The following is a 20,976-nucleotide window of genomic DNA, read 5'->3' on the forward strand; positions in this document are numbered from 1 at the left end:
AATGTATGGGATGGTGGCGCGAAACCATTGATATCGTAAAAGAAAATGATCCAGCGGCCCGCACCACTTTGGAGGTTTTGCTGACTTATCCAGGTGTCAAGGCCTTGGCGGCCCACCGTCTCTCGCATTTTCTCTGGAAGCATGGCTTTAAACTCCTGGCTCGTATGCACAGTCAGTTTTGGCGCTTTTGGACTCAGATTGAGATTCATCCAGGTGCCCAGATTGATTCAGGTGTCTTTATCGACCACGGTTCTGGTCTGGTGATTGGGGAAACAGCGATCGTTGAAAAAGGTGTTCTCCTTTATCACGGAGTGACTCTTGGTGGGACTGGTAAGGATGTTGGCAAACGCCATCCGACCGTTCGAAAGGGAGCACTCATATCAGCCCATGCCCAAGTTATCGGACCAGTAGAAATCGGTGAAAATGCCAAGGTCGGTGCTGCAGCAGTTGTTGTAGCAGACGTACCTAGTGATGTGACGGTTGTCGGTATTCCTGCTAAGATTGTCCGTGTACATGGTAAAAAGGATGAGCCGGTCATTCACGAAGTCGAAGAAAAACGAGAGTACTACGTCAATAAACTCGAGCAGGCTAAAGAAGCCAGTCACAGATCGTCTGGGTTGTAGAGGATACCTATATGATTCAAACAAGAAACAAGTTAAGCCAAGAGGAGCAATCTGAGGCGAAAAAACTAATTAACTGTTGCCAAAACTATGACGGTACCTATCGTGACCCCTATCTCTCTAACATGCTTAATTTTGATTCAAACATGCCCGCCTTTTTCCTTTATTATGAAAAAGGCGAACTTGTTGGTTTATTAACTGTCTATGCAGATGACCAAGATGTTGAAGTGACGATACTGGTTCATCCAGGTTATCGACGTCAGGGGATTGCGCGTGCTTTGTTTACTAGTTTTGAGAGAGAAACAGCTTCTTTTCCGATTCGTTCAGTTACTTTTCAGACAGAACGTATTTTTCTAGACCGTTATCCTGATTTTGTTAGCAACTGGGGATTGGTCGAGGATGAAGAGACAGAAACTTGGTTAGGTAAGGATAGAAGACCTTATCCGTTAGCAAATGTTTCTAATCTTGAAGTTTTGTTAGCAGAACGTTCCTATCAGGATCAAATTAGTCAGTTAAAATTTCAGGCTTTCTCAGAGGAACATGAGTCTAGAGAGATTGTGGATAGATATGTCGCTGAAGCTCTGAAGGATCCAGAAAGTTGCTTATATATTTTGTTAAAAGACGGTCAGGTTATTGGAACTTGCACGGTAGATTTATCGACTAATACGAATTACTTCTACGGTTTAGCAATATCTGAACCTGAACGTGGAAAAGGCTATGGAAGCTACTTAGCAAAATCCCTTATCAACCAACTAATTGAGCAAAATGACAAGGAATTTCAGATTGCCGTGGAAGATAGCAATGTAGGTGCCAAACGTTTGTATGAAAAAATTGGCTTTGTCAAACAGACTCAAGTGGTTTATCTGAATGAGAAAGGAGCAAGGGATTCCGAAGTGTAGAGACATTCGGACTGAAATTCAATTGAACTCTTAGTGATGAAACTAACTGTTCTCGAATTTTAGTTTTCCTGACTATGATTTATGATTAAAATCTATGACACTATGTCTCGTGATTTGCGAGAATTTGTCCCAATCGAGGACGGCAAGGTCAAGATGTATGTTTGTGGGCCAACCGTGTACAACTATATCCACGTGGGAAATGCTCGTTCGACGGTAGCTTTTGATACCATTCGTCGCTATTTTGAGTACCGTGGCTATGAGGTTGCTTATATTTCCAATTTTACAGATGTGGATGATAAGATTATCAACCGTGCCAAGGAAGAAGGCATTACGCCTCAGGAGGTTGCGGACAAGTACATCGCTGCCTTTCGTGAGGATGTGACAGCCTTGGGCGTCAAACCTGCGACCCGCAATCCGCGTGTGGTGGAGTTTATGGCTGACATCATCCGCTTTGTCTCTGACCTGATTGAAAAAGGCTTTGCCTACGAGAGTCAAGGAGATGTCTATTTCCGTGTGGAAAAATCTCACAACTATGCCAAATTGGCTAATAAAACCTTGGAAGATTTGGAGCTGGGTGCTTCAGGTCGTACCGATGAAGAAACAGCTCGTAAGGAAAATCCTGTAGACTTTGCCCTCTGGAAATCTGCCAAATCAGGCGAGATTTCTTGGGACAGTCCTTGGGGACCTGGTCGTCCGGGCTGGCACATCGAGTGTTCAGTCATGTCGACAGAGATTTTGGGCGACACCATTGATATTCACGGTGGTGGAGCTGACCTAGAGTTTCCTCACCATACCAATGAAATTGCCCAGTCAGAAGCCAAAACAGGTAAGACATTTGCCAACTACTGGATGCACAATGGCTTTGTCAATATCGACAATGTCAAGATGTCCAAATCCTTGGGCAACTTTATCACAGTGCACGATGCCCTCAAAAACCTTGATGGCCAAGTCCTTCGATTCTTCTTTGCGACTCAGCACTACCGTAAGCCTATCAACTTTACGGAAAAGGCAGTGCGAGACGCTGAGACCAATCTCAAGTATTTGAAGAACACTTATGAGCAACCATTTACAGGAAAAGTGGATGTCAAAGAGTTACAAGCCTTTAAAGATAAGTTTGTGGCGGCTATGGATGAAGATTTTAACGCTGCCAACGGTATCACAGTTGTTTTTGAAATGGCCAAATGGATCAATTCCGGCAACTATGACGAAAGTGTCAAGCAAGCTCTTGCGGATATGTTGGAAGTCTTTGGAATTGTCTTTGTTGAGGAAGTTTTGGACGCTGAGATCGAATCCTTGATTCAAAAACGCCAAGAAGCGCGTGCCAATCGTGACTTTGCGACAGCGGACCAGATCCGTGACCAATTGGCTGCTCAAGGGATTAAGCTCCTTGACACCAAAGATGGAGTGAGGTGGACACGTGATTGATGTCAATCTCATTAACGGGATTGCGTTAGCTTTTGAGGGGGACGCGGTGTATTCTATGTATATTCGTCGTCACCTCATTCTAAAAGGTATGACCAAACCCAATAAACTCCATCAAGAAGCGACCAAGTATGTCTCAGCCAAAGCTCAGGCTCGCCTGATTTCCCTTATGTTAGAGGAGCAAGTCCTGACGGAAAAAGAAGAAGAAATCTACAAACGTGGTCGCAATACCAATAGTCACACAAAGGCTAAAAATGCCGATGTGGTGACCTACCGTATGTCCACAGGTTTTGAAGCAGTCATGGGTTATCTCCATATGACTGAAAATCTGGAACGTCTTGAGAGCTTGATTTCGTGGTGCATCCAAAAAGTGGAGGGCTAGGACATGATGGCAAAAGAACTACAAGACTGGTTTCCTGAAGCTCAGATTTCGGACCAACCAGTAGAGAAAGAGGGCTATCTCACTCTCCCTTTAGCTTCTCAGCAGTGGATTTTGCTGGAGGAAGCTGGACTCAGCGAGCGTGAGAAGCAGTTGATTTCTCTTTTGACCCAGCAGGAGCAGGCTCGTTCGCTCAATCCTTGGTATTCTTTTCTGATTGAGGGCAAGGGACAGACACCACAAGCTTTTAAAAAGATTCAGTTGGTTTATTGCCATCTTTCCTATTTTCAGCAGGAAAATCTAGCTTCTTGGCTGGATATGATGCGGACTCTTTTTCCTAACTGTCAGACAGTGTTACAGGTCGGAGCTCAGGATTATGTTTTCATACTTCAACAAGATAAATACACCTCTGTACGAGCTATTTTAAGTGATACGATTGAAGCGGTTGAGTATGACTTTGGCCTTCGTCTGTCAATCATGTTGGGCCAGGTTTGGTCTCAGACAGGCCATCAAGCCCTATCAGACTTAATCAATGCTGAGCGCGATTTGTTCAAGACTTGGTGGCGTCAGGGTCATCAAGGTGTTCATACTTTTTCTCAGCTCTATCTTTGGAGTATGGGAGAAAGACTCGTGGACTTGAAGGCAATCAAGGAATGTCTACACCAGATGATTTTAGATCAAGATCAGATTCAGGAAATCATTCTCTCTCTTTGGGAAAATAGTGCTGTTCTCACTAAAACAGCCCAGCAACTCTATCTGCACCGCAATTCTCTCCAATACAAGATTGATAAATGGGAAGAGTTGACAGGGTTTCAGTTGAAGGAGTTGACGGACCTCACCTTGTGTTATCAGTTGATTTTACCAGATATTCTCTAAAGTTTTGTGCAAGTTGCACAGAACTTTTTTATTTTTTTGGTCACCTTGCCATAGAAATGTAAAGCGTTTTCATCTATAATAAAACTATCAAAAGACAAAAGGAGTTCACCTCATGGTAGAATTGAATCTTAAAAACATTTACAAAAAATATCCAAACAGCGAACACTACTCAGTTGAAGACTTCAACTTGGACATCAAAGACAAAGAATTTATCGTTTTCGTAGGTCCTTCAGGATGTGGTAAATCAACAACTCTTCGTATGATTGCTGGTCTTGAAGACATCACAGAAGGTACTGCATCTATCGATGGCGTGGTTGTCAACGACGTAGCTCCAAAAGACCGTGACATCGCCATGGTATTCCAAAACTACGCTCTTTACCCACACATGACTGTTTATGATAACATGGCTTTCGGTTTGAAATTGCGTAAATACAGCAAGGAAGACATCGAGAAACGTGTGCAAGAAGCAGCAGCAATCCTTGGTTTGAAAGAATTCTTGGATCGTAAACCAGCTGACCTTTCAGGTGGTCAACGTCAACGTGTTGCCATGGGTCGTGCCATCGTCCGTGATGCAAAAGTGTTCTTGATGGACGAACCTTTGTCAAACTTGGATGCAAAACTTCGTGTATCTATGCGTGCTGAAATTGCGAAAATCCACCGTCGTATCGGAGCTACAACTATCTACGTAACTCACGACCAAACAGAAGCGATGACACTTGCAGACCGTATCGTTATCATGTCAGCTACTAAAAACCCTGCTGGCACTGGTACTATCGGACGTGTTGAACAAATCGGTACTCCTCAAGAAGTTTACAAAAACCCAGTTAACAAATTCGTAGCAGGATTCATCGGAAGCCCAGCTATGAACTTCATCAACGTAAAATTGATCGGTGACCACATCGTTGGTGACGCCTTTAATTTGAAAGTTCCAGAAGGTGCTTTGAAAGTTCTTCGCGATAAAGGTTACGAAGGTAAAGAATTGATCTTCGGTATCCGTCCAGAAGACGTGAATGCAGAACCTGCTTTCCTTGAAACATTCCCAGAATCAGTTGTGAAAGCAACTATCTCTGTATCAGAATTGCTTGGTTCAGAATCTCACCTATACTGCCAAGTTGGTAAAGATGAATTCGTTGCTAAGGTTGACGCACGTGACTACTTGCAAGCTGGTGCAACAGTTGAACTTGGATTTGACTTGAACAAAGCACACTTCTTTGATGTAGAAACTGAAAAAACAGTCTACTAAGATAAATAAAACTCAAAACACTGCTAGAGAAATCTGGCAGTGTTTTTTGAGATTGCGTAGAAAAAACTCCTGGGAAATTCCAGGAGAGTATGAGTGGTTATTTAAACTTGAATCCTTCGTAAATAAGCTCTGCTTTTGGATTTTGTTTCTTAATCTGTTTGGCAAGTGACTTCGTCATAGAAAGAGGACCACACATATAGACGCTTACATGTTCGGGTACTTCTTCTTGCTCAAAATTAAGATAGCCGTCTTTCGTACTGTCTACTAGATGGAGTTCAAAATTAGGATTTTTCTGAGCATAGTCACGAAGCAAATCTAGATAAACTGCATTTTCCTCTCCACGGAAGCTATAGTGGAAGTGAACCTGTTTATCTAAGATAGGATGTTCACGGATGTAAGAGATGAAGGGGGTGATTCCAATGCCTCCAGCAATCCAAACCTGATTTTATCGTCCTTCTTCTATAATCATGTGTCCGTAAGCTCTGTCTACACTTACTTTGCTGCCGACTTGAAGATTATCATAGATATTCTTGGTATGGTCACCTGAATTTTTAACAGTAAAGTAAAGAGTTTGACCATGACCTCCTGAGATAGAAAAGGGATGCGGAGCACTTTCAAAGCCTTCTTGGAAAATCTTTAGGAAGGCAAATTGTCCTGATTGATAGTTGAAAGGTCTGCTAAGATGGATTTGAATTTCTTTAGTATCGTGATTCAAGCGTTTGAGGTTGGTAATTTTCCCTAGATAGGGGAAGCCAATCTTTTGATATAGAAAAATGATATAAAAACCAGCTAGCAAGCCTAAAAGGGCATAGCTACCAACAAGAAAACTTAGTAGATTAAATGTAAGGAGACGATTGCCCATCATCATGTAGACATGAAAGAGTCCGAAAATATAAGCTAGGTAAACCAGGCGGTGAATCCATCGCCAAGCTTCGTATTGGATGTATTTGCCTAAATAGGTGACAAGGATGATACTGGCAAAGATATAGATGGCAAGGTTGCCAAACTGAGCAGCTAAACGAGAGCCCCACAAACCGCCCATACTAAAGTTATGAAAGATGAGTAGGATGATGGAGAGAAGGGCTGTGAATTTGTGGACAGTATAGACCTTCTCCAAACCGTGAAACCAGTTTTCTAGTAGTGGGAGACGAGTGGCTAGGATAAAAGTCAGAGATAGGCTTGTTAAAGCTAGTCCTGGAATCATGAATTGGGGAGAAGTGTTCATCCAAGTCAAAATAGTCAAGATAAAACTAGCTATGATAAAGAGTAGTCCTTTGAGTGATTTCATAGAAAATTCCATTTCTTTTAGATTTTGATTTGTTGTAAATAAATTTGTTACATTTTATCATAGATAATGTATGGTGTCAAATTGAGGTCTATAAATATCTACTATCATCAAAAAACTCTCCAATTGAACTGGAGAGTGGTTGTTTATTCTGCGGCTTGTTGCCAGCGTTTTGCTAGCATATGAGACAGGCTAGAAATGGCTAGGTTAAAGCTGAAGTAGATGAGGGCAATCAGGATATAAAGACTAAACACTTGCTCTGGTTCGAAATAACGGCCCATGAGAATTTGGCTAGCGCCAAAGAGTTCTTGTAGAGCGATAACAGAGTAGAGAAGGCTGGTATCCTTAATCACGGTTACAAACTGAGAAATGATAGCTGGTAGCATTTTGCGGATTGCTTGTGGGAGAATGATGTAGTAGAGGATTTGGGCTGAAGTGAATCCTTGCGACATTCCTGCTTCACACTGCCCTTTGTCCACAGCATTGAGACCGCCTCGGATAATCTCAGCTAGGGCTGCTGAGGTAAAAATGGTAAAGGCGGTAATGCCAGCTGGCGTCGACTTCATCTTAAACACCAAAAAGATGGTGAAAATCCAGAGAAGGTTGGGAACGTTACGCACAAATTCGATATAAATGCTGGAGATGATTCGCAAGACAGGATTTTTCCCATTTCGCATAACCGCAAGTACCGTCCCGATAAGGGTAGAGAGGACAATGGCGATCAGAGAAATATAGAGGGTCAAGCCAAATCCTTTAAAGATAAAGGCTAGGTTATCTGGGGTCAAAACTTCTAAAATAGATTCCATAGTAACCTCCTAAAGTGAATAGGCTTTTTTGTTGGCTTGCTCCATCTTGCGACCAAATTGGGCAACAGGGAAGCATAGGGCAAAGTAGAGAAGAGCAGCACCTAAAAAGGCTGGGATATAGTTTCCGTTGAGAGCCGACCAAGACTTGGTCACAAACATCAAGTCCACTCCAGAGATGATAGCAACCGTTGAAGTATTCTTGATAAGGTTAACGATTTGGTTGGTCAAAGGAGGGAGAATGATACGGAAGGCCTGAGGCAAGATAATCAAGCGCATAGCACTGATATAGGTGAAACCTTGCGACAAGGCGGCCTCCATCTGACCACTAGGAATAGACTGAATCCCTGAACGGATAACCTCAGCAATATAGGCGCCGTGATAAAGTCCGACGCAGAGAATAGCTGTCAAATAAATCGGAATCATGATGATATGGTCACTGATAAGAGGTAGGCCATAAAAAACAATGACAAACTGTACCAAGAGGGGGGTATTTTGGTAAAATTCGACAAAGATACGAGCCAAAATTCTTAAAATTTGATGTTTGCTAGTTGATAGGACTCCAAAGACGATTCCTAAGACCATGGCGAGGACAAAGGATCCGATAGCTAGGGCAAGGGTGAAGAGGAAACCGTTGAAAAATTGTCCAAAATCCTGAAAATAGGTTGTCCAAGATGATAAATCTGTCATGGGGTGTCCTCCTTAATCTGCAGTATGGCTAGATGGTTTGAGCTTGTAACGGTCATAAAGCTTCTGCAAACTACCATCCTTGCTCCATTTAGTGACCAAGCTATCAAGATAATCGTTGAGCTCAGTGTTTGATTTCTTGGTAACAATACCGTAGTCAGATGGTTTAAAACTATCATCTAATAGTTCGGTCCGTTTACTAATGTAGCCAGACAGGATAGAACGGTCTACAGAAAAGGCATCAATACGGTGAGCGTGTAGGGAAGTAATCAATTCTGGGTAGGAACCAAGTTCGACGAATTTAAAGGTCAGGCCTTTCTTTTTACCCAGTTCGGTAATCAGGCGTTGGGTAATGGAACCTTGGGCAACTCCGATGGTTTTTCCGTTTAAGTCCTCAATGCTTTTGATTTTGGCAGACTTATTGACCAAAAAGCCAGAAGCGTCCGTGTAGTAAGGGCTGGTGAAGTTATAGAGTTTTTTGCGTTCGTCTGTGATGGTAAAGGTCGCGATATCCATATCGACCTGTTCATTGTCTAGAAGGGGTCCGCGAGTTTGTGCTGTAACCGGCACATAACGAACCTTGACCTTGAGCTCATCAGCTACCATCTTGGCCAAGTCAGTTTCGATACCAGAATAGGTTCCTGTCTTGGGATCCTTGTAACCGAAATTGGGAACGTCTTGTTTGACACCGACAACCAGCTCGCCTCTCTTTTGAATGTCTGCGACAGTGGTATCAGCCTGAACTGCTTTTGCAGCAGCAAGGCCGAAAAGGCTAATCAATAATGCGGATAAAAAGAATTTCTTTTTCATAGGCGCCTCCTTATTTGACTTTGTCACTTTCGTGGTTGATGATTTTACTGAGGAATTGTTGGGCACGAGGTTCGCTTGGATTGTCGAAAAAGTCATCAACATCTGTCGTATCTACTAAAACCTCTCCGTCAGCCATAAAGATGATGCGGTCAGCAACTTCACGGGCAAAGCCCATTTCATGAGTCACGATAATCATATTCATACCATCGTGGGCTAATTTTTGCATAACCGCCAGAACATCGCCGATGGTTTCAGGGTCAAGAGCAGATGTTGGCTCATCAAAGAGGAGGAGTTCAGGATGCATAGCGAGTCCACGTGCGATGGCAATCCGTTGTTTTTGTCCACCAGAAAGCATGGCTGGATAAGAATCTTTCTTGTCCCACATATTTACAAATTCCAGATATTTTTGGGCTGTTTTTTCAGCTTCTTTTTTATCAATTCCTAGAACTTTTATGGGTGCTAGTGTTACGTTTTCTAACACTGCTTTGTGCGGATAGAGGTTAAAATGTTGGAAAACCATGCCGACTTCCTTGCGAAGAGGTACCAAATCTTTCTGGCTGGCACCAGCAACTTGGTGACCATTTACTAGGAGACTTCCCTTGTCAATAGCCTCCAAACCATTGATGGTGCGGATAAGAGTGGATTTTCCAGAACCAGATGGTCCGAGAAGGACAACAACTTGCCCTTTTTCAAAACGGAGATTGATGTCGCGGAGTGCGTGGTAATCTCCGTAATATTTTTCGACGTGTTTAAATTCGACTAGTGCCATAAGGAACCTCCTTTGTGTTAGATTTTATAACATGATTCTACAACAAAAGAATGTTCTTGTCAAATCATATCTGAAAAAATTCACTAAAATTTTATAAAAAAGCAATCTGGATAGAGAAAATGCCTAAATCATGTTATAATGAAACGATAGAATTCTTAGAAAGAGTGGATGTCTTTTTGATAACTCCTACTTATGAATGGCAGTTTGCCCCGCAGGTTGAAAATGCGGATTTTACAAAGATAGCCAAGAAGGCTGGGCTGGGTCCTGAGGTGGCTCGGCTATTATTTGAAAGAGGGATTCAGAACCAAGAAAGTCTGAAGAAATTTTTAGAACCTTCCTTGGAGGACTTGCATGATCCTTATTTGCTCCATGATATGGATAAGGCAGTGGAACGGATTCGTCAGGCTATTGAAGACGGGGAAAATATCCTTGTTTACGGAGACTACGATGCGGATGGCATGACTTCGGCTTCGATTGTGAAGGAAAGTTTGGAACAACTTGGTGCCGAGTGCCGTGTTTACCTACCCAATCGTTTTACTGATGGCTATGGACCTAATGCCAGTGTCTATAAATACTTTATCGAGCAAGAAGGAATTTCCTTGATTGTGACGGTGGACAATGGAGTTGCGGGTCACGAAGCCATTGAACTGGCTCAGTCTATGGGAGTGGATGTCATTGTGACTGACCACCATTCCATGCCTGAAACCTTACCAGATGCCTATGCCATTATCCATCCTGAACACCCTGATGCGGACTATCCTTTCAAATATTTGGCTGGTTGTGGAGTGGCCTTCAAGTTGGCTTGTGCCCTTTTAGAAGAAGTACAAGTAGAACTGCTTGATTTGGTTACTATCGGAACCATTGCAGATATGGTAAGTTTGACAGATGAGAACCGTATTTTGGTGCAATATGGTTTGGAAATGTTGGGACATACTCAGCGTATTGGTCTACAAGAAATGATGGATATGTCTGGGATTGCTGCCAACGAAGTAACAGAAGAAACGGTTGGATTTCAGATCGCCCCTCGTTTGAATGCCTTGGGCCGCTTGGATGATCCCAATCCTGCCATTGATTTGCTGACTGGGTTTGATGATGAGGAAGCTCACGAGATTGCTCTCATGATTCATCAGAAAAACGAAGAGCGCAAGGAAATCGTTCAGTCTATCTATGAAGAAGCTAAGACCATGGTGGACCCTGAGAAGAAGGTCCAAGTTTTGGCTAAGGAGGGCTGGAATCCTGGGGTTCTAGGAATCGTGGCTGGTCGTTTGTTGGAAGAACTAGGGCAGACAGTTATCGTTCTCAATATAGAGGAAGGTCGTGCCAAGGGTAGTGCTCGTAGTGTGGAAGCGGTCGATATTTTTGAGGCTCTGGATCCTCATCGAAACCTCTTCATCGCCTTTGGAGGCCATGCTGGCGCAGCAGGAATGACGCTGGAAGTTGAGAAACTCTCAGATTTATCTCAGGTTTTGGAAGATTATGTCCGTGAAAAAGGCGCAGATGCTGCTGGCAAGAACAAGTTAAATTTAGATGAAGAACTGGATTTGGAGACACTTAGCTTGGAAACGGTCAAAAGTTTTGAACGTTTGGCACCTTTTGGCATGGACAATCAGAAACCTATTTTTTATATAAAGGATTTTCAGGTTGAAAGTGCCCGTACTATGGGAGCAGGCAACGCCCATCTCAAGCTGAAAATTTCCAAGGGTGAAGCTAGTTTTGAAGTGGTAGCATTTGGACAAGGTAGATGGGCAACAGAATTTGCTCAAACCAAGAATCTAGAATTGGCAGTCACCCTGTCTGTCAACCAATGGAATGGCCAAACTGCCCTCCAGTTGATGATGGTGGATGCGCGTGTGGAAGGTGTTCAACTCTTTAACATTCGTGGGGAAAATGCAGTCTTGCCAGAAGGTGTTCCAGTCTTGGATTTTACTGGAGAATTGCCGAATCTAGTAAATAGTGAAGCTATTGTCGTGAAAAACGTTCCTGAGGACATTACTCAGTTGAAGACCATTTTTCAGGAACAGAATTTCTCTGCTGTCTATTTCAAAAATGATATTGACAAGGCCTACTATCTGACAGGCTATGGGACTAGAGAGCAGTTTGCCAAATTGTATAAGACCATCTACCAGTTTCCAGAGTTTGATATTCGCTATAAGCTGAAAGATTTGGCAGCTTATCTTAATATTCAGCAAATCTTGCTGGTCAAAATGATTCAAATATTTGAAGAATTAGGTTTTGTGGTAATCAAAGATGGGGTTATGACAGTCAATAAAGAAGCGCCAAAGCGGGAAATCGGAGAAAGTCAGATTTACCAAAATCTCAAACAAACCGTCAAAGACCAAGAAATGATGGCGCTGGGTACCGTGCAAGCAATTTATGATTTTTTAATGGAAAAAGAATAGCAGATAGGAAAGAGTTGGGCAACCAGCTCTTTTTTGAAAACAAATCTTCATTTTGAAAATCATTAAAAAAATGGTATAATGGTAGGAAAAGATTCGGCTAAAAGTAGTGCTTTTAGAATAAGAGGGCAAGCAACCCTATAATCAAGATAAATTAAGCTTTCGGAGGAAAAATGAGTAATATCAGTTTAACAACACTTGGTGGTGTACGTGAAAACGGGAAAAATATGTATATCGCTGAAATCGATGGGTCTATTTTCGTTTTGGATGCAGGTCTAAAATACCCTGAAAATGAACAACTAGGGGTGGATGTGGTCATTCCCAATATGGACTACCTTTTTGAAAATAGCGATCGTATCGCTGGGGTCTTCTTGACCCACGGCCATGCGGATGCCATTGGTGCTCTGCCTTATCTCTTGGCTGAAGCCAAGGTACCTGTATTTGGCTCTGAGTTGACCATTGAGTTGGCCAAACTCTTTGTCAAAGGAAATGACACAGTTAAGAAATTCAATGATTTCCATGTCATTGATGAGGATACGGAGATAGATTTTGGAGGGACTGTAGTGTCCTTCTTCCGTACGACCCACTCTATCCCAGAAAGTCTGGGTGTTGTCTTGAAGACAGCTGAAGGTAGTATCGTTTATACAGGTGATTTCAAATTTGACCAGACAGCTAGTGAATCCTATGCGACAGACTTTGCTCGTTTGGCAGAAATCGGTCGTGACGGAGTTCTAGCTCTTCTTAGCGATTCAGCCAATGCAGATAGCAATATCCAAGTGGCTAGCGAAAGTGAAGTTGGGGACGAGATCACTCAAACCATTTCGGACTGGGATGGTCGTATCATTGTTGCAGCAGTAGCCAGCAACCTCTCTCGTATCCAGCAGGTGTTTGACGCTGCGGATGCAACAGGTCGTCGTGTGGTCTTGACAGGATTTGATATTGAAAATATCGTCCGCACTGCTATTCGTCTTAAGAAATTGTCTCTAGCTAACGAGAGTCTTTTGATTAAACCAAAAGATATGTCTCGTTTTGAAGACCATGAGTTGATTATCCTTGAGACAGGTCGTATGGGTGAGCCTATCAACGGTCTTCGCAAGATGTCGATTGGTCGCCACCGTTATGTGGAAATCAAGGACGGTGATTTGGTCTATATCGTAACCACTCCGTCTATCGCCAAAGAAGCAGTTATGGCACGTGTGGAAAACATGATTTATCAAGCTGGAGGGGTTGTCAAACTGATCACTCAAAGCTTGCGTGTGTCAGGGCACGGAAATGCGCGTGATTTGCAGTTGATGATTAATCTCTTGCAACCCAAGTATCTCTTCCCGATTCAAGGGGAATACCGTGAGTTAGATGCTCATGCTAAGGCTGCTATGGCAGTTGGGATGTTGCCAGAACGCATTTTCATCCCTAAAAAGGGAACTAGCATGGCTTATGAGAATGGGGACTTTGTCCCAGCTGGCGCGGTTTCAGCAGGGGATGTCTTGATTGACGGGAATGCCATTGGTGATGTTGGAAATGTGGTTCTTCGTGACCGTAAGGTCTTGTCAGAGGATGGTATTTTCATCGTAGCAATTACCGTTAATCGTCGTGAGAAGAAAATTGTGGCCAAGGCTCGTGTTCATACACGCGGTTTTGTTTATCTCAAGAAGAGCCGTGATATTCTTCGTGAAAGTTCAGAATTGATTAACCAAACGGTAGAAGATTATCTTCAAGGAGATGACTTTGACTGGGCAGACCTTAAAGGGAAGGTTCGCGATAATCTGACCAAGTATCTCTTTGATCAAACTAAGCGTCGTCCAGCTATTTTACCAGTGGTCATGGAAGCGAAATAATTGTTGAAATAAACGGAGAGAAAGTCGAATTTCGGCTTTTTCTTATAGAAAAATAGAGGAAAAATTATGGCAGTAATGAAAATCGAGTATTACTCACAAGTTTTGGATATGGAGTGGGGAGTGAATGTCCTCTATCCTGATGCCAATCGAGTGGAAGAACCAGAGTGTCAAGATATTCCCGTCTTGTACCTCTTGCACGGGATGTCTGGCAATCATAATAGTTGGCTCAAGCGGACCAATGTAGAACGCTTGCTTCGAGGCACTAATCTTATCGTTGTCATGCCCAATACCAGCAACGGTTGGTACACCGATACCCAGTATGGTTTTGATTATTACACAGCTCTGGCAGAGGAATTGCCACAGGTTCTGAAACGCTTCTTCCCTAATATGACCAGCAAGCGTGAAAAGACCTTTATCGCTGGTCTCTCTATGGGAGGTTACGGCTGCTTTAAACTGGCTCTTGCTACAAATCGTTTTTCTCATGCAGCTAGCTTTTCAGGTGCGCTTAGTTTTCAAGATTTTTCTCCTGAAAGCCAAGATTTGGGAACACCAGCTTACTGGAGAGGTGTTTTTGGGGAGATTAAAGATTGGACAACTAGTCCTTATTCTCTAGAAAGTCTGGCTAAAAAATCGGATAAAAAGACCAAATTTTGGGCTTGGTGTGGCGAGCAGGATTTCTTGTACGAAGCCAATAATCTCGCAGTGAAAAATCTCAATAAACTGGGATTTGATGTGACCTATAGCCATAGTGCTGGAACTCACGAATGGTACTACTGGGAAAAACAATTGGAACGGTTCTTAGCAACCCTACCAATCGATTTCAAATTAGAAGAGAGATTAAGCTAGTTTAGTTTGTATTACTCTTTCAATAACCATGTCTTCTATGGAATAGAAACTAAAATATGTTTTTACTAGACTTTCTAAACAAAAATAGTAGAATAGTAGTTAAATTCTATTATTGTTGGAAAGAGAGTAAGAGATGTATCGTTATCAAATTGGCATTCCCACATTAGAATATGATCAGTTTGTTAAAGAACATGAATTAGTCAATGTATTACAAAGTAGTGCTTGGGAAGAGGTTAAGTCTGATTGGCAACATGAAAAGTTTGGCGTCTACCGAGGAGATAAATTACTGGCTACAGCTAGTATTTTGATTAAAACTCTTCCTCTAGGCTATAGAATGTTTTATATCCCAAGAGGTCCTGTTTTAGATTATAAGGATGCTAAACTCCTGAACTTTGTTCTTCAATCCATTAAGTCCTATGCTCGAAGCAAGAGAGCGATTTTTGTGATTTTTGACCCAAGTATTTGCTTATCACAAAGTTCAATCAAGCATGAAAAAACAGAATATCCTGAAAATATGGCTATTATTGAAAATTTGCAAAGAATGGGAGTAAGGTGGTCAGGAAAGACCGATGGAATGGGGGATACTATTCAGCCTCGTATTCAGGCAAAAATATACAAGGAAAACTTTGCAGAAGATAAACTTTGCAAGTCAACAAAACAAGCCATTCGATCATCTAGAAATAAGGGTGTAGAGATTCAGATTGGTGGTTATGAATTGTTGGAATCTTTCTCGTTTTTGATGAAAAAAACTGAGAAGCGAAAAGATATCCATTTGAGGAATGAAGCTTATTATAAAAAATTGTTAGATAATTTTAAGGATAAGGCCTACATAACGCTGGCTACTCTAGATATCGCTAAGCGTTTGCGAGAATTAGAAGAACAGTTAGCGAAAAACTTAGCGTTGGAAGAGTCGTTTACTGAGTCGACTCGAACTTCAAAAGTAGAAGCCCAGAGAAGGAAAAAAGAGCGTTTGGTGGAAGAAAGAGCTTTCTTGCAGAGATATTTGAATGAAGAAAAAGCAAACATTCCTTTAGCAGCTACTTTGAGTTTGGAATTTGGTAATACCTCTGTTAATCTATATGCTGGTATGGATGATGCTTTTAAACGTTATAATGCACCAATTTTAACTTGGTATGAAACAGCTCGTTATGCTTTTGAGCGAGGTATGGTGTGGCAAAATTTAGGTGGTGTTGAAAACTCTCTCAATGGTGGACTTTACCATTTTAAGGAAAAATTTAATCCAACGATTGAAGAATACTTGGGTGAGTTTACAATGCCCACCCATCCTCTCTATCCTCTGTTAAGACTTGCTCTTGATTTCCGTAAAACATTAAGAAAAAAACATAGAAAGTAAGTATATGGCACTAACTACACTCACGAAAGAAGAGTTTCGTACTTATTCTGATCAGGTTTCTTCTCGTTCTTTTATGCAATCTGTCCAGATGGGGGACTTATTAGAAAAAAGAGGGGCTCGAATTGTTTACCTTGCTTTGAAACAAGAAGGAGAGATTCAAGTTGCAGCTCTGGTTTATAGCTTACCTATGTTAGGTGGTTTGCATATGGAGCTCAATTCGGGGCCTATTTATACGAGAAAAGAATCCCTGCCAGTTTTTTATGCGGAGTTAAAAGAATATGCTAAGCAGAATGGTGCATTAGAGCTAATTGTAAAACCTTATGAAACTTACCAAACTTTTGATAGTGATGGTAATCCAATAGATGCTGAGAAAAAAAGTATTATTCAAGGTTTGACTGATTTGGGTTATCAATTTGATGGTTTAAAAACAGGTTACCCAGGTGGAGAACCGGATTGGTTATATTGTAAAGATTTGAATGAGCTAACTGAAAAGACCTTGCTTAACAGTTTTAGTAAAAAGGGGAAAGCTTTGGTGAAAAAGGCTGATACATTTGGTATTCAGTTGAAAAAATTAAATCGTGAAGAACTTTCAATTTTTAAAGATATAACAAAAACAACCTCTGAACGTCGAGAATATAGTGATAAAAGTTTAGAATATTATGAGCATTTTTATGACTCTTTTGGAGAAAAAGCCGAGTTTGTAATTGCTATTCTAAATTTAGGAGAATATATACAAAATTTAATACATAAGCAAAAAGAATTATCTGAAAAAATAGCTACCTCATTACTCTTATTAGAACAATATCCAGATTCTGCACAAAAGAAAAAAGAACACAAAGAGTTGGCTAGGCAGTATGAAAGCTTTGAAGTTCGAAAAGCAGAAGCACGAGAGTTGATTAAAAAATATGGAGAGAAAGATCTTGTCTTAGCAGGTAGTTTATTTATTTATATGCCTCAAGAAACGACCTATCTTTTTAGTGGTTCCTATACTGAGTTTAATAAATTTTATGCACCAGCTTTGCTTCAGAAATATGTTATGTTGGAAAGCATAAAACGTGGGATCCCTAAATACAACTTTCTAGGGATTCAAGGGATTTTTGATGGTAGTGATGGTGTTTTACGTTTTAAACAAAATTTTAATGGTTATATTGTACGTAAAGCAGGAACTTTCCGTTATTATCCATCTCCCATAAAATATAAAGCTATTCAGTTACTTAAAAAAATATTAGGACGCTAAGATAAGAAAATCGGTCTTTAGTTTTCTTTCAGCTTGTTTTAGTAAAATAGTCTTTATTTGCTAGAAAGGTGGAGGGACATGCGCTGGATTTTTCGTTTGATAGGGGCTTTCTTTTCTTTTGTGTGGCGTTTGTTTTGGCGCCTGGTTTGGATAGTTGTGCTCTTATGTGCGCTTGCTTTCGGACTTCTCTGGTATCTGAACGGGGATTTTCAAGGAGCGCTGAAGCAAGCAGAGCGGTCAGTAAAGATTGGTCAACAAAGTATCGACCAATGGGAAAAAACAGGGCAACTGCCTAAGTTGAGCCAGACAGATAGCCATCAACACTCTGAAGGAAGGTGGCCGCAGGCTTCTGCTCGTATTTACCTAGATCCCCAGATGGATTCACGCTTTCAAGAGGCTTATGTAGAAGCAATCCAGAATTGGAATCAAACTGGTGCTTTTAAGTTTGAACTGGTGACTGAGGCCAGCACGGCGGATATCTTGGCTACTGAGATGAATGACGGAGGTACTCCTGTGGCAGGAGAGGCAGAAAGTCAGACCAATCTCTTAACAGGGCAATTTTTATCCGTAACGGTGCGGTTGAATCACTATTATCTGTCCAATCCTAACTATGGCTATTCATATGAGCGCATTGTCCATACGGCAGAACATGAGTTGGGGCATGCGATTGGCTTGGACCATACAGATGAAAAGTCTGTCATGCAACCAGCAGGTTCCTTTTATGGTATCCAGAAAGAGGATGTTGAAAGACTTCGAAAATTATATGAGACTAGTGAGTAGGGAACAATCTTTCCCTACTTTTTTGCTATAATGGAATTATGAACAACTTGATTAAATCAAAACTAGAGCTCTTGCCGACCAGCCCTGGTTGCTACATTCACAAGGATAAAAACGGCACCATTATCTATGTAGGAAAGGCTAAAAATCTGCGTAACCGCGTGAGGTCTTATTTCCGCGGAAGTCATGATACCAAAACAGAGGCCTTGGTGTCTGAAATTGTAGATTTTGAATTTATCGTTACGGAGTCTAATATTGAGGCACTTCTCCTAGAAATCAATCTGATCAAGGAAAACAAGCCTAAGTACAATATCATGCTCAAGGATGATAAGTCCTATCCTTTCATCAAGATTACCAATGAACGCTATCCTCGTTTGATTATCACCCGTCAGGTCAAAAAGGACGGAGGTCTTTATTTTGGACCTTATCCCGATGTGGGGGCAGCCAATGAAATCAAGCGGTTGCTGGATCGGATTTTTCCTTTTCGCAAGTGTACCAATCCACCGTCTAAGGTCTGTTTTTACTACCATATCGGCCAATGCATGGCCCACACTATCTGTAAGAAGGATGAGGCTTATTTCAGGTCTATGGCTCAGGAGGTTTCTGATTTCCTAAAAGGGCAGGATGACAAAATCATTGATGCCCTAAAGGGTAAGATGGCAAAGGCAGTCCAAAGTATGGAATTTGAACGTGCGGCGGAATACCGTGACCTGATTCAGGCCATTGGAACACTTCGAACCAAGCAACGGGTCATGGCTAAGGATCTCCAAAATCGGGATGTCTTTGGCTACTATGTCGATAAGGGATGGATGTGTGTTCAGGTTTTCTTTGTTCGTCAGGGCAAGCTTATTGAGCGCGATGTCAATCTTTTCCCTTATTATAATGATCCGGATGAGGATTTCTTGACCTATGTGGGACAATTCTATCAAGAAAAATCTCACCTAGTTCCTAATGAGGTGCTGATTCCGCAGGATATTGACGAAGAAGCCGTCAAGGCCTTAGTGGATACTAAGATTCTCAAACCTCAGCGTGGAGAGAAAAAACAACTGGTCAATCTAGCTATAAAGAATGCTCGAGTTAGCCTAGAGCAGAAATTTAACCTGCTAGAGAAATCTGTCGAAAAGACACAAGGGGCTATTGAAAATCTAGGACGCTTGCTTCAAATCCCAACTCCAGTTCGCATTGAGTCCTTCGATAACTCCAACATCATGGGGACCAGTCCTGTTTCAGCTATGGTGGTCTTTGTCAACGGCAAACCGAGTAAGAAGGATTACCGTAAGTACAAGATAAAAACCGTAGTCGGGCCAGACGACTATGCGAGTATGAGAGAAGTCATTCGCAGGCGCTATGGTCGAGTACAGCGTGACGGTTTGACTCCTCCAGATTTGATTGTCATTGATGGGGGACAAGGTCAAGTCAATATCGCCAAGCAAGTCATCCAAGAGGAACTGGGCTTGGATATCCCCATTGCAGGTCTGCAAAAGAATGACAAACACCAAACCCATGAATTGCTCTTTGGAGATCCGCTTGAGGTGGTGGAGTTATCTCGCAATTCTCAGGAATTTTTCCTGCTCCAACGTATCCAAGATGAGGTCCACCGCTTTGCTATTACGTTCCACCGTCAACTGCGCTCCAAAAATTCTTTTTCATCACAACTGGATGGAATTGACGGTTTGGGACCTAAACGCAAGCAAAATCTCATGAAGCATTTCAAGTCTTTGACTAAAATCAAGAAAGCCAGTGTGGATGAGATTGTCGAAGTTGGGGTACCAAGAGCAGTCGCAGAAGCTGTGCAAAACAAGTTGAACCCGCATGAAACAGAAACCTTGCCTCAAGTGGCAGAAGAAAGAGTAGATTACCAAACGGAAGGAAACCACAATGAAACATAAAATCGCAATTTTATCAGATATTCATGGAAATGCGACGGCTTTAGAAGCAGTGATTGCAGATGCTAAAAATCAAGGAGTCAGTGAATACTGGCTTCTGGGAGATATTTTTCTTCCTGGTCCAGGCGCAAATGACTTAGTCGCCCTGCTAAAGGACCTTCCTATCACAGCCAGTGTTCGAGGTAATTGGGATGATCGTGTCCTTGAGGCCTTGGATGGCGAATATGGTTTGGAACATCCGAAAGAAATCCAGTCAATGCGCATGACCCAGTTTTTGATGGAGCGAATGGATCCTGCAACGATTGTCTGGCTACGAAGCTTGCCTTTGCTGGAAAAGAAAGAAATTGACGGATTGCGCTTTTCTATCTCTCATAATTTGCCAAATAAGAACTATGGTGGTGACTTGCTAGTTGAGAATGATACAGAGAAATTTGACCAACTCCTAGATGATGAAGTTGACGTGGCAGTCTATGGTCATGTTCACAAGCAGTTGCTTCGTTATGGCAGTCAAGGGCAACAAATCATCAATCCAGGGTCGATTGGCATGCCCTATTTTAATTGGGAGGCGTTAAAAAATCACCGTGCCCAGTATGCCGTGATAGAGGTTGAAGATGGGGAATTGGTCAATATACAATTTCGTAAAGTTGCTTATGATTACGAGGCTGAGTTAGAATTGGCCAAGTCCAAGGGGCTTCCATTTATAGAAATGTATGAAGAATTACGTCGTGAAGATAACTATCAGGGACACAATCTGGAACTCTTAGCCAGCTTAATAGAAAAGCATGGGTATGTAGAGGATGTGAAAGATTTCTTGGAGATTATAAAGTCAGAATATAAGATGGACTAGTTTCT

18 protein-coding genes and 1 pseudogene are annotated in these 20,976 nt (G+C 41.9%); 14 read left to right on the top strand and 5 right to left on the bottom strand.

Going from position 1 to position 20,976, the window contains the following annotated elements:
* The first annotated feature begins 5 nt into the window (after positions 1–5).
* The 6 genes from cysE (at position 6) to B7698_RS03480 (ending at position 5,439) form a co-directional block, all read left to right on the top strand.
* Complete coding sequence (cysE, locus tag B7698_RS03450; RefSeq protein WP_000539979.1) at positions 6–623, top strand: serine O-acetyltransferase; 618 nt, start codon at positions 6–8, stop codon at positions 621–623.
* An 11-nt stretch (positions 624–634) separates the two neighbouring features.
* Positions 635–1,519 (top strand): GNAT family N-acetyltransferase, encoded by an 885-nt coding sequence (locus B7698_RS03455; RefSeq protein WP_084864646.1) that lies wholly within the window; start codon positions 635–637, stop codon positions 1,517–1,519.
* An 81-nt stretch (positions 1,520–1,600) separates the two neighbouring features.
* Positions 1,601–2,944 (top strand): cysteine--tRNA ligase, encoded by a 1,344-nt coding sequence (cysS, locus tag B7698_RS03465; protein WP_084864647.1) that lies wholly within the window; start codon positions 1,601–1,603, stop codon positions 2,942–2,944.
* Positions 2,937–3,323 (top strand): Mini-ribonuclease 3, encoded by a 387-nt coding sequence (locus tag B7698_RS03470; RefSeq protein WP_000567927.1) that lies wholly within the window; start codon positions 2,937–2,939, stop codon positions 3,321–3,323. Before cysS ends, B7698_RS03470 begins: the two co-directional genes overlap by 8 nt.
* A gap of 3 nt (positions 3,324–3,326) precedes the next feature.
* Positions 3,327–4,196, top strand: a complete 870-nt coding sequence (locus tag B7698_RS03475) for a helix-turn-helix domain-containing protein (protein WP_084864648.1) — start codon at positions 3,327–3,329, stop codon at positions 4,194–4,196.
* Positions 4,197–4,308: 112 nt separating this feature from the next.
* On the top strand, positions 4,309–5,439 hold the full coding sequence (locus B7698_RS03480; protein ID WP_084864649.1) for an ABC transporter ATP-binding protein: 1,131 nt from the start codon (positions 4,309–4,311) through the stop codon (positions 5,437–5,439).
* A gap of 97 nt (positions 5,440–5,536) precedes the next feature.
* Here the strand turns inward: B7698_RS03480 and B7698_RS03485 are convergent.
* The 5 genes and pseudogenes from B7698_RS03485 to B7698_RS03505 form a co-directional block, all read right to left on the bottom strand.
* Positions 5,537–6,727 (bottom strand): annotated as a pseudogene (locus tag B7698_RS03485) (ferredoxin reductase family protein).
* Positions 6,728–6,870: 143 nt separating this feature from the next.
* Entirely contained in the window at positions 6,871–7,530 is a 660-nt protein-coding gene (locus B7698_RS03490) for an amino acid ABC transporter permease (RefSeq protein WP_084864650.1), read from the bottom strand.
* A 9-nt stretch (positions 7,531–7,539) separates the two neighbouring features.
* On the bottom strand, positions 7,540–8,217 hold the full coding sequence (locus B7698_RS03495) for an amino acid ABC transporter permease (protein ID WP_084864651.1): 678 nt from the start codon (positions 8,215–8,217) through the stop codon (positions 7,540–7,542).
* Positions 8,218–8,229: 12 nt separating this feature from the next.
* On the bottom strand, positions 8,230–9,024 hold the full coding sequence (locus tag B7698_RS03500) for a transporter substrate-binding domain-containing protein (protein ID WP_084864652.1): 795 nt from the start codon (positions 9,022–9,024) through the stop codon (positions 8,230–8,232).
* A 10-nt stretch (positions 9,025–9,034) separates the two neighbouring features.
* Positions 9,035–9,793 (bottom strand): amino acid ABC transporter ATP-binding protein, encoded by a 759-nt coding sequence (locus tag B7698_RS03505; RefSeq protein WP_084864653.1) that lies wholly within the window; start codon positions 9,791–9,793, stop codon positions 9,035–9,037.
* Positions 9,794–9,969: 176 nt separating this feature from the next.
* Between B7698_RS03505 and recJ the strand changes: the two genes are divergently transcribed.
* The 8 genes from recJ to B7698_RS03545 all read left to right on the top strand — a co-directional run bounded on the left by recJ (position 9,970) and on the right by B7698_RS03545 (position 20,971).
* Positions 9,970–12,192 (top strand): single-stranded-DNA-specific exonuclease RecJ, encoded by a 2,223-nt coding sequence (gene recJ, locus B7698_RS03510; protein WP_192855099.1) that lies wholly within the window; start codon positions 9,970–9,972, stop codon positions 12,190–12,192.
* Positions 12,193–12,362: 170 nt separating this feature from the next.
* Positions 12,363–14,024, top strand: coding sequence for a ribonuclease J (locus tag B7698_RS03515; RefSeq protein ID WP_000065614.1), 1,662 nt, complete (start codon positions 12,363–12,365; stop codon positions 14,022–14,024).
* A gap of 66 nt (positions 14,025–14,090) precedes the next feature.
* The gene (locus B7698_RS03520; protein WP_084864654.1) at positions 14,091–14,870 is read left to right on the top strand and encodes an alpha/beta hydrolase; all 780 of its coding nucleotides are present in this window, start codon (positions 14,091–14,093) and stop codon (positions 14,868–14,870) included.
* A gap of 133 nt (positions 14,871–15,003) precedes the next feature.
* Complete coding sequence (locus tag B7698_RS03525; RefSeq protein ID WP_049546974.1) at positions 15,004–16,224, top strand: peptidoglycan bridge formation alanyltransferase MurM; 1,221 nt, start codon at positions 15,004–15,006, stop codon at positions 16,222–16,224.
* 4 nt (positions 16,225–16,228) lie between these two features.
* Complete coding sequence (locus tag B7698_RS03530; protein WP_084864655.1) at positions 16,229–17,461, top strand: aminoacyltransferase; 1,233 nt, start codon at positions 16,229–16,231, stop codon at positions 17,459–17,461.
* Between the two features lie 78 nt (positions 17,462–17,539).
* Positions 17,540–18,241 (top strand): M57 family metalloprotease, encoded by a 702-nt coding sequence (locus B7698_RS03535; protein ID WP_084864656.1) that lies wholly within the window; start codon positions 17,540–17,542, stop codon positions 18,239–18,241.
* A 38-nt stretch (positions 18,242–18,279) separates the two neighbouring features.
* Positions 18,280–20,127: an excinuclease ABC subunit UvrC gene (uvrC, locus tag B7698_RS03540; protein ID WP_084864657.1), complete on the top strand. Its 1,848-nt coding sequence runs from the start codon at positions 18,280–18,282 to the stop codon at positions 20,125–20,127.
* Positions 20,117–20,971, top strand: a complete 855-nt coding sequence (locus B7698_RS03545; protein ID WP_084864658.1) for a metallophosphoesterase family protein — start codon at positions 20,117–20,119, stop codon at positions 20,969–20,971. The genes uvrC and B7698_RS03545 overlap by 11 nt, the downstream gene beginning before the upstream one ends.
* The last annotated feature ends 5 nt before the right edge of the window (positions 20,972–20,976 follow it).

The organism is Streptococcus mitis (assembly GCF_002096855.1).
GTDB classification, from domain to species: Bacteria; Bacillota; Bacilli; order Lactobacillales; family Streptococcaceae; genus Streptococcus; species Streptococcus mitis_Y.

Bases quoted from the DNA above. Each gene is read 5' to 3' on its own strand.
- cysE (WP_000539979.1), top strand. From the start codon at position 6: ATGGGATGGTGGCGCGAAACCATTGATATCGTAAAAGAAAATGATCCA.
- B7698_RS03455 (WP_084864646.1), top strand. From the start codon at position 635: ATGATTCAAACAAGAAACAAGTTAAGCCAAGAGGAGCAATCTGAGGCG.
- cysS (WP_084864647.1), top strand. From the start codon at position 1,601: ATGATTAAAATCTATGACACTATGTCTCGTGATTTGCGAGAATTTGTC.
- B7698_RS03475 (WP_084864648.1), top strand. From the start codon at position 3,327: ATGATGGCAAAAGAACTACAAGACTGGTTTCCTGAAGCTCAGATTTCG.
- B7698_RS03480 (WP_084864649.1), top strand. From the start codon at position 4,309: ATGGTAGAATTGAATCTTAAAAACATTTACAAAAAATATCCAAACAGC.
- B7698_RS03490 (WP_084864650.1), bottom strand. From the start codon at position 7,530: ATGGAATCTATTTTAGAAGTTTTGACCCCAGATAACCTAGCCTTTATC.
- B7698_RS03495 (WP_084864651.1), bottom strand. From the start codon at position 8,217: ATGACAGATTTATCATCTTGGACAACCTATTTTCAGGATTTTGGACAA.
- B7698_RS03500 (WP_084864652.1), bottom strand. From the start codon at position 9,024: ATGAAAAAGAAATTCTTTTTATCCGCATTATTGATTAGCCTTTTCGGC.
- B7698_RS03505 (WP_084864653.1), bottom strand. From the start codon at position 9,793: ATGGCACTAGTCGAATTTAAACACGTCGAAAAATATTACGGAGATTAC.
- B7698_RS03515 (WP_000065614.1), top strand. From the start codon at position 12,363: ATGAGTAATATCAGTTTAACAACACTTGGTGGTGTACGTGAAAACGGG.
- B7698_RS03520 (WP_084864654.1), top strand. From the start codon at position 14,091: ATGGCAGTAATGAAAATCGAGTATTACTCACAAGTTTTGGATATGGAG.
- B7698_RS03525 (WP_049546974.1), top strand. From the start codon at position 15,004: ATGTATCGTTATCAAATTGGCATTCCCACATTAGAATATGATCAGTTT.
- B7698_RS03530 (WP_084864655.1), top strand. From the start codon at position 16,229: ATGGCACTAACTACACTCACGAAAGAAGAGTTTCGTACTTATTCTGAT.
- B7698_RS03535 (WP_084864656.1), top strand. From the start codon at position 17,540: ATGCGCTGGATTTTTCGTTTGATAGGGGCTTTCTTTTCTTTTGTGTGG.
- uvrC (WP_084864657.1), top strand. From the start codon at position 18,280: ATGAACAACTTGATTAAATCAAAACTAGAGCTCTTGCCGACCAGCCCT.
- B7698_RS03545 (WP_084864658.1), top strand. From the start codon at position 20,117: ATGAAACATAAAATCGCAATTTTATCAGATATTCATGGAAATGCGACG.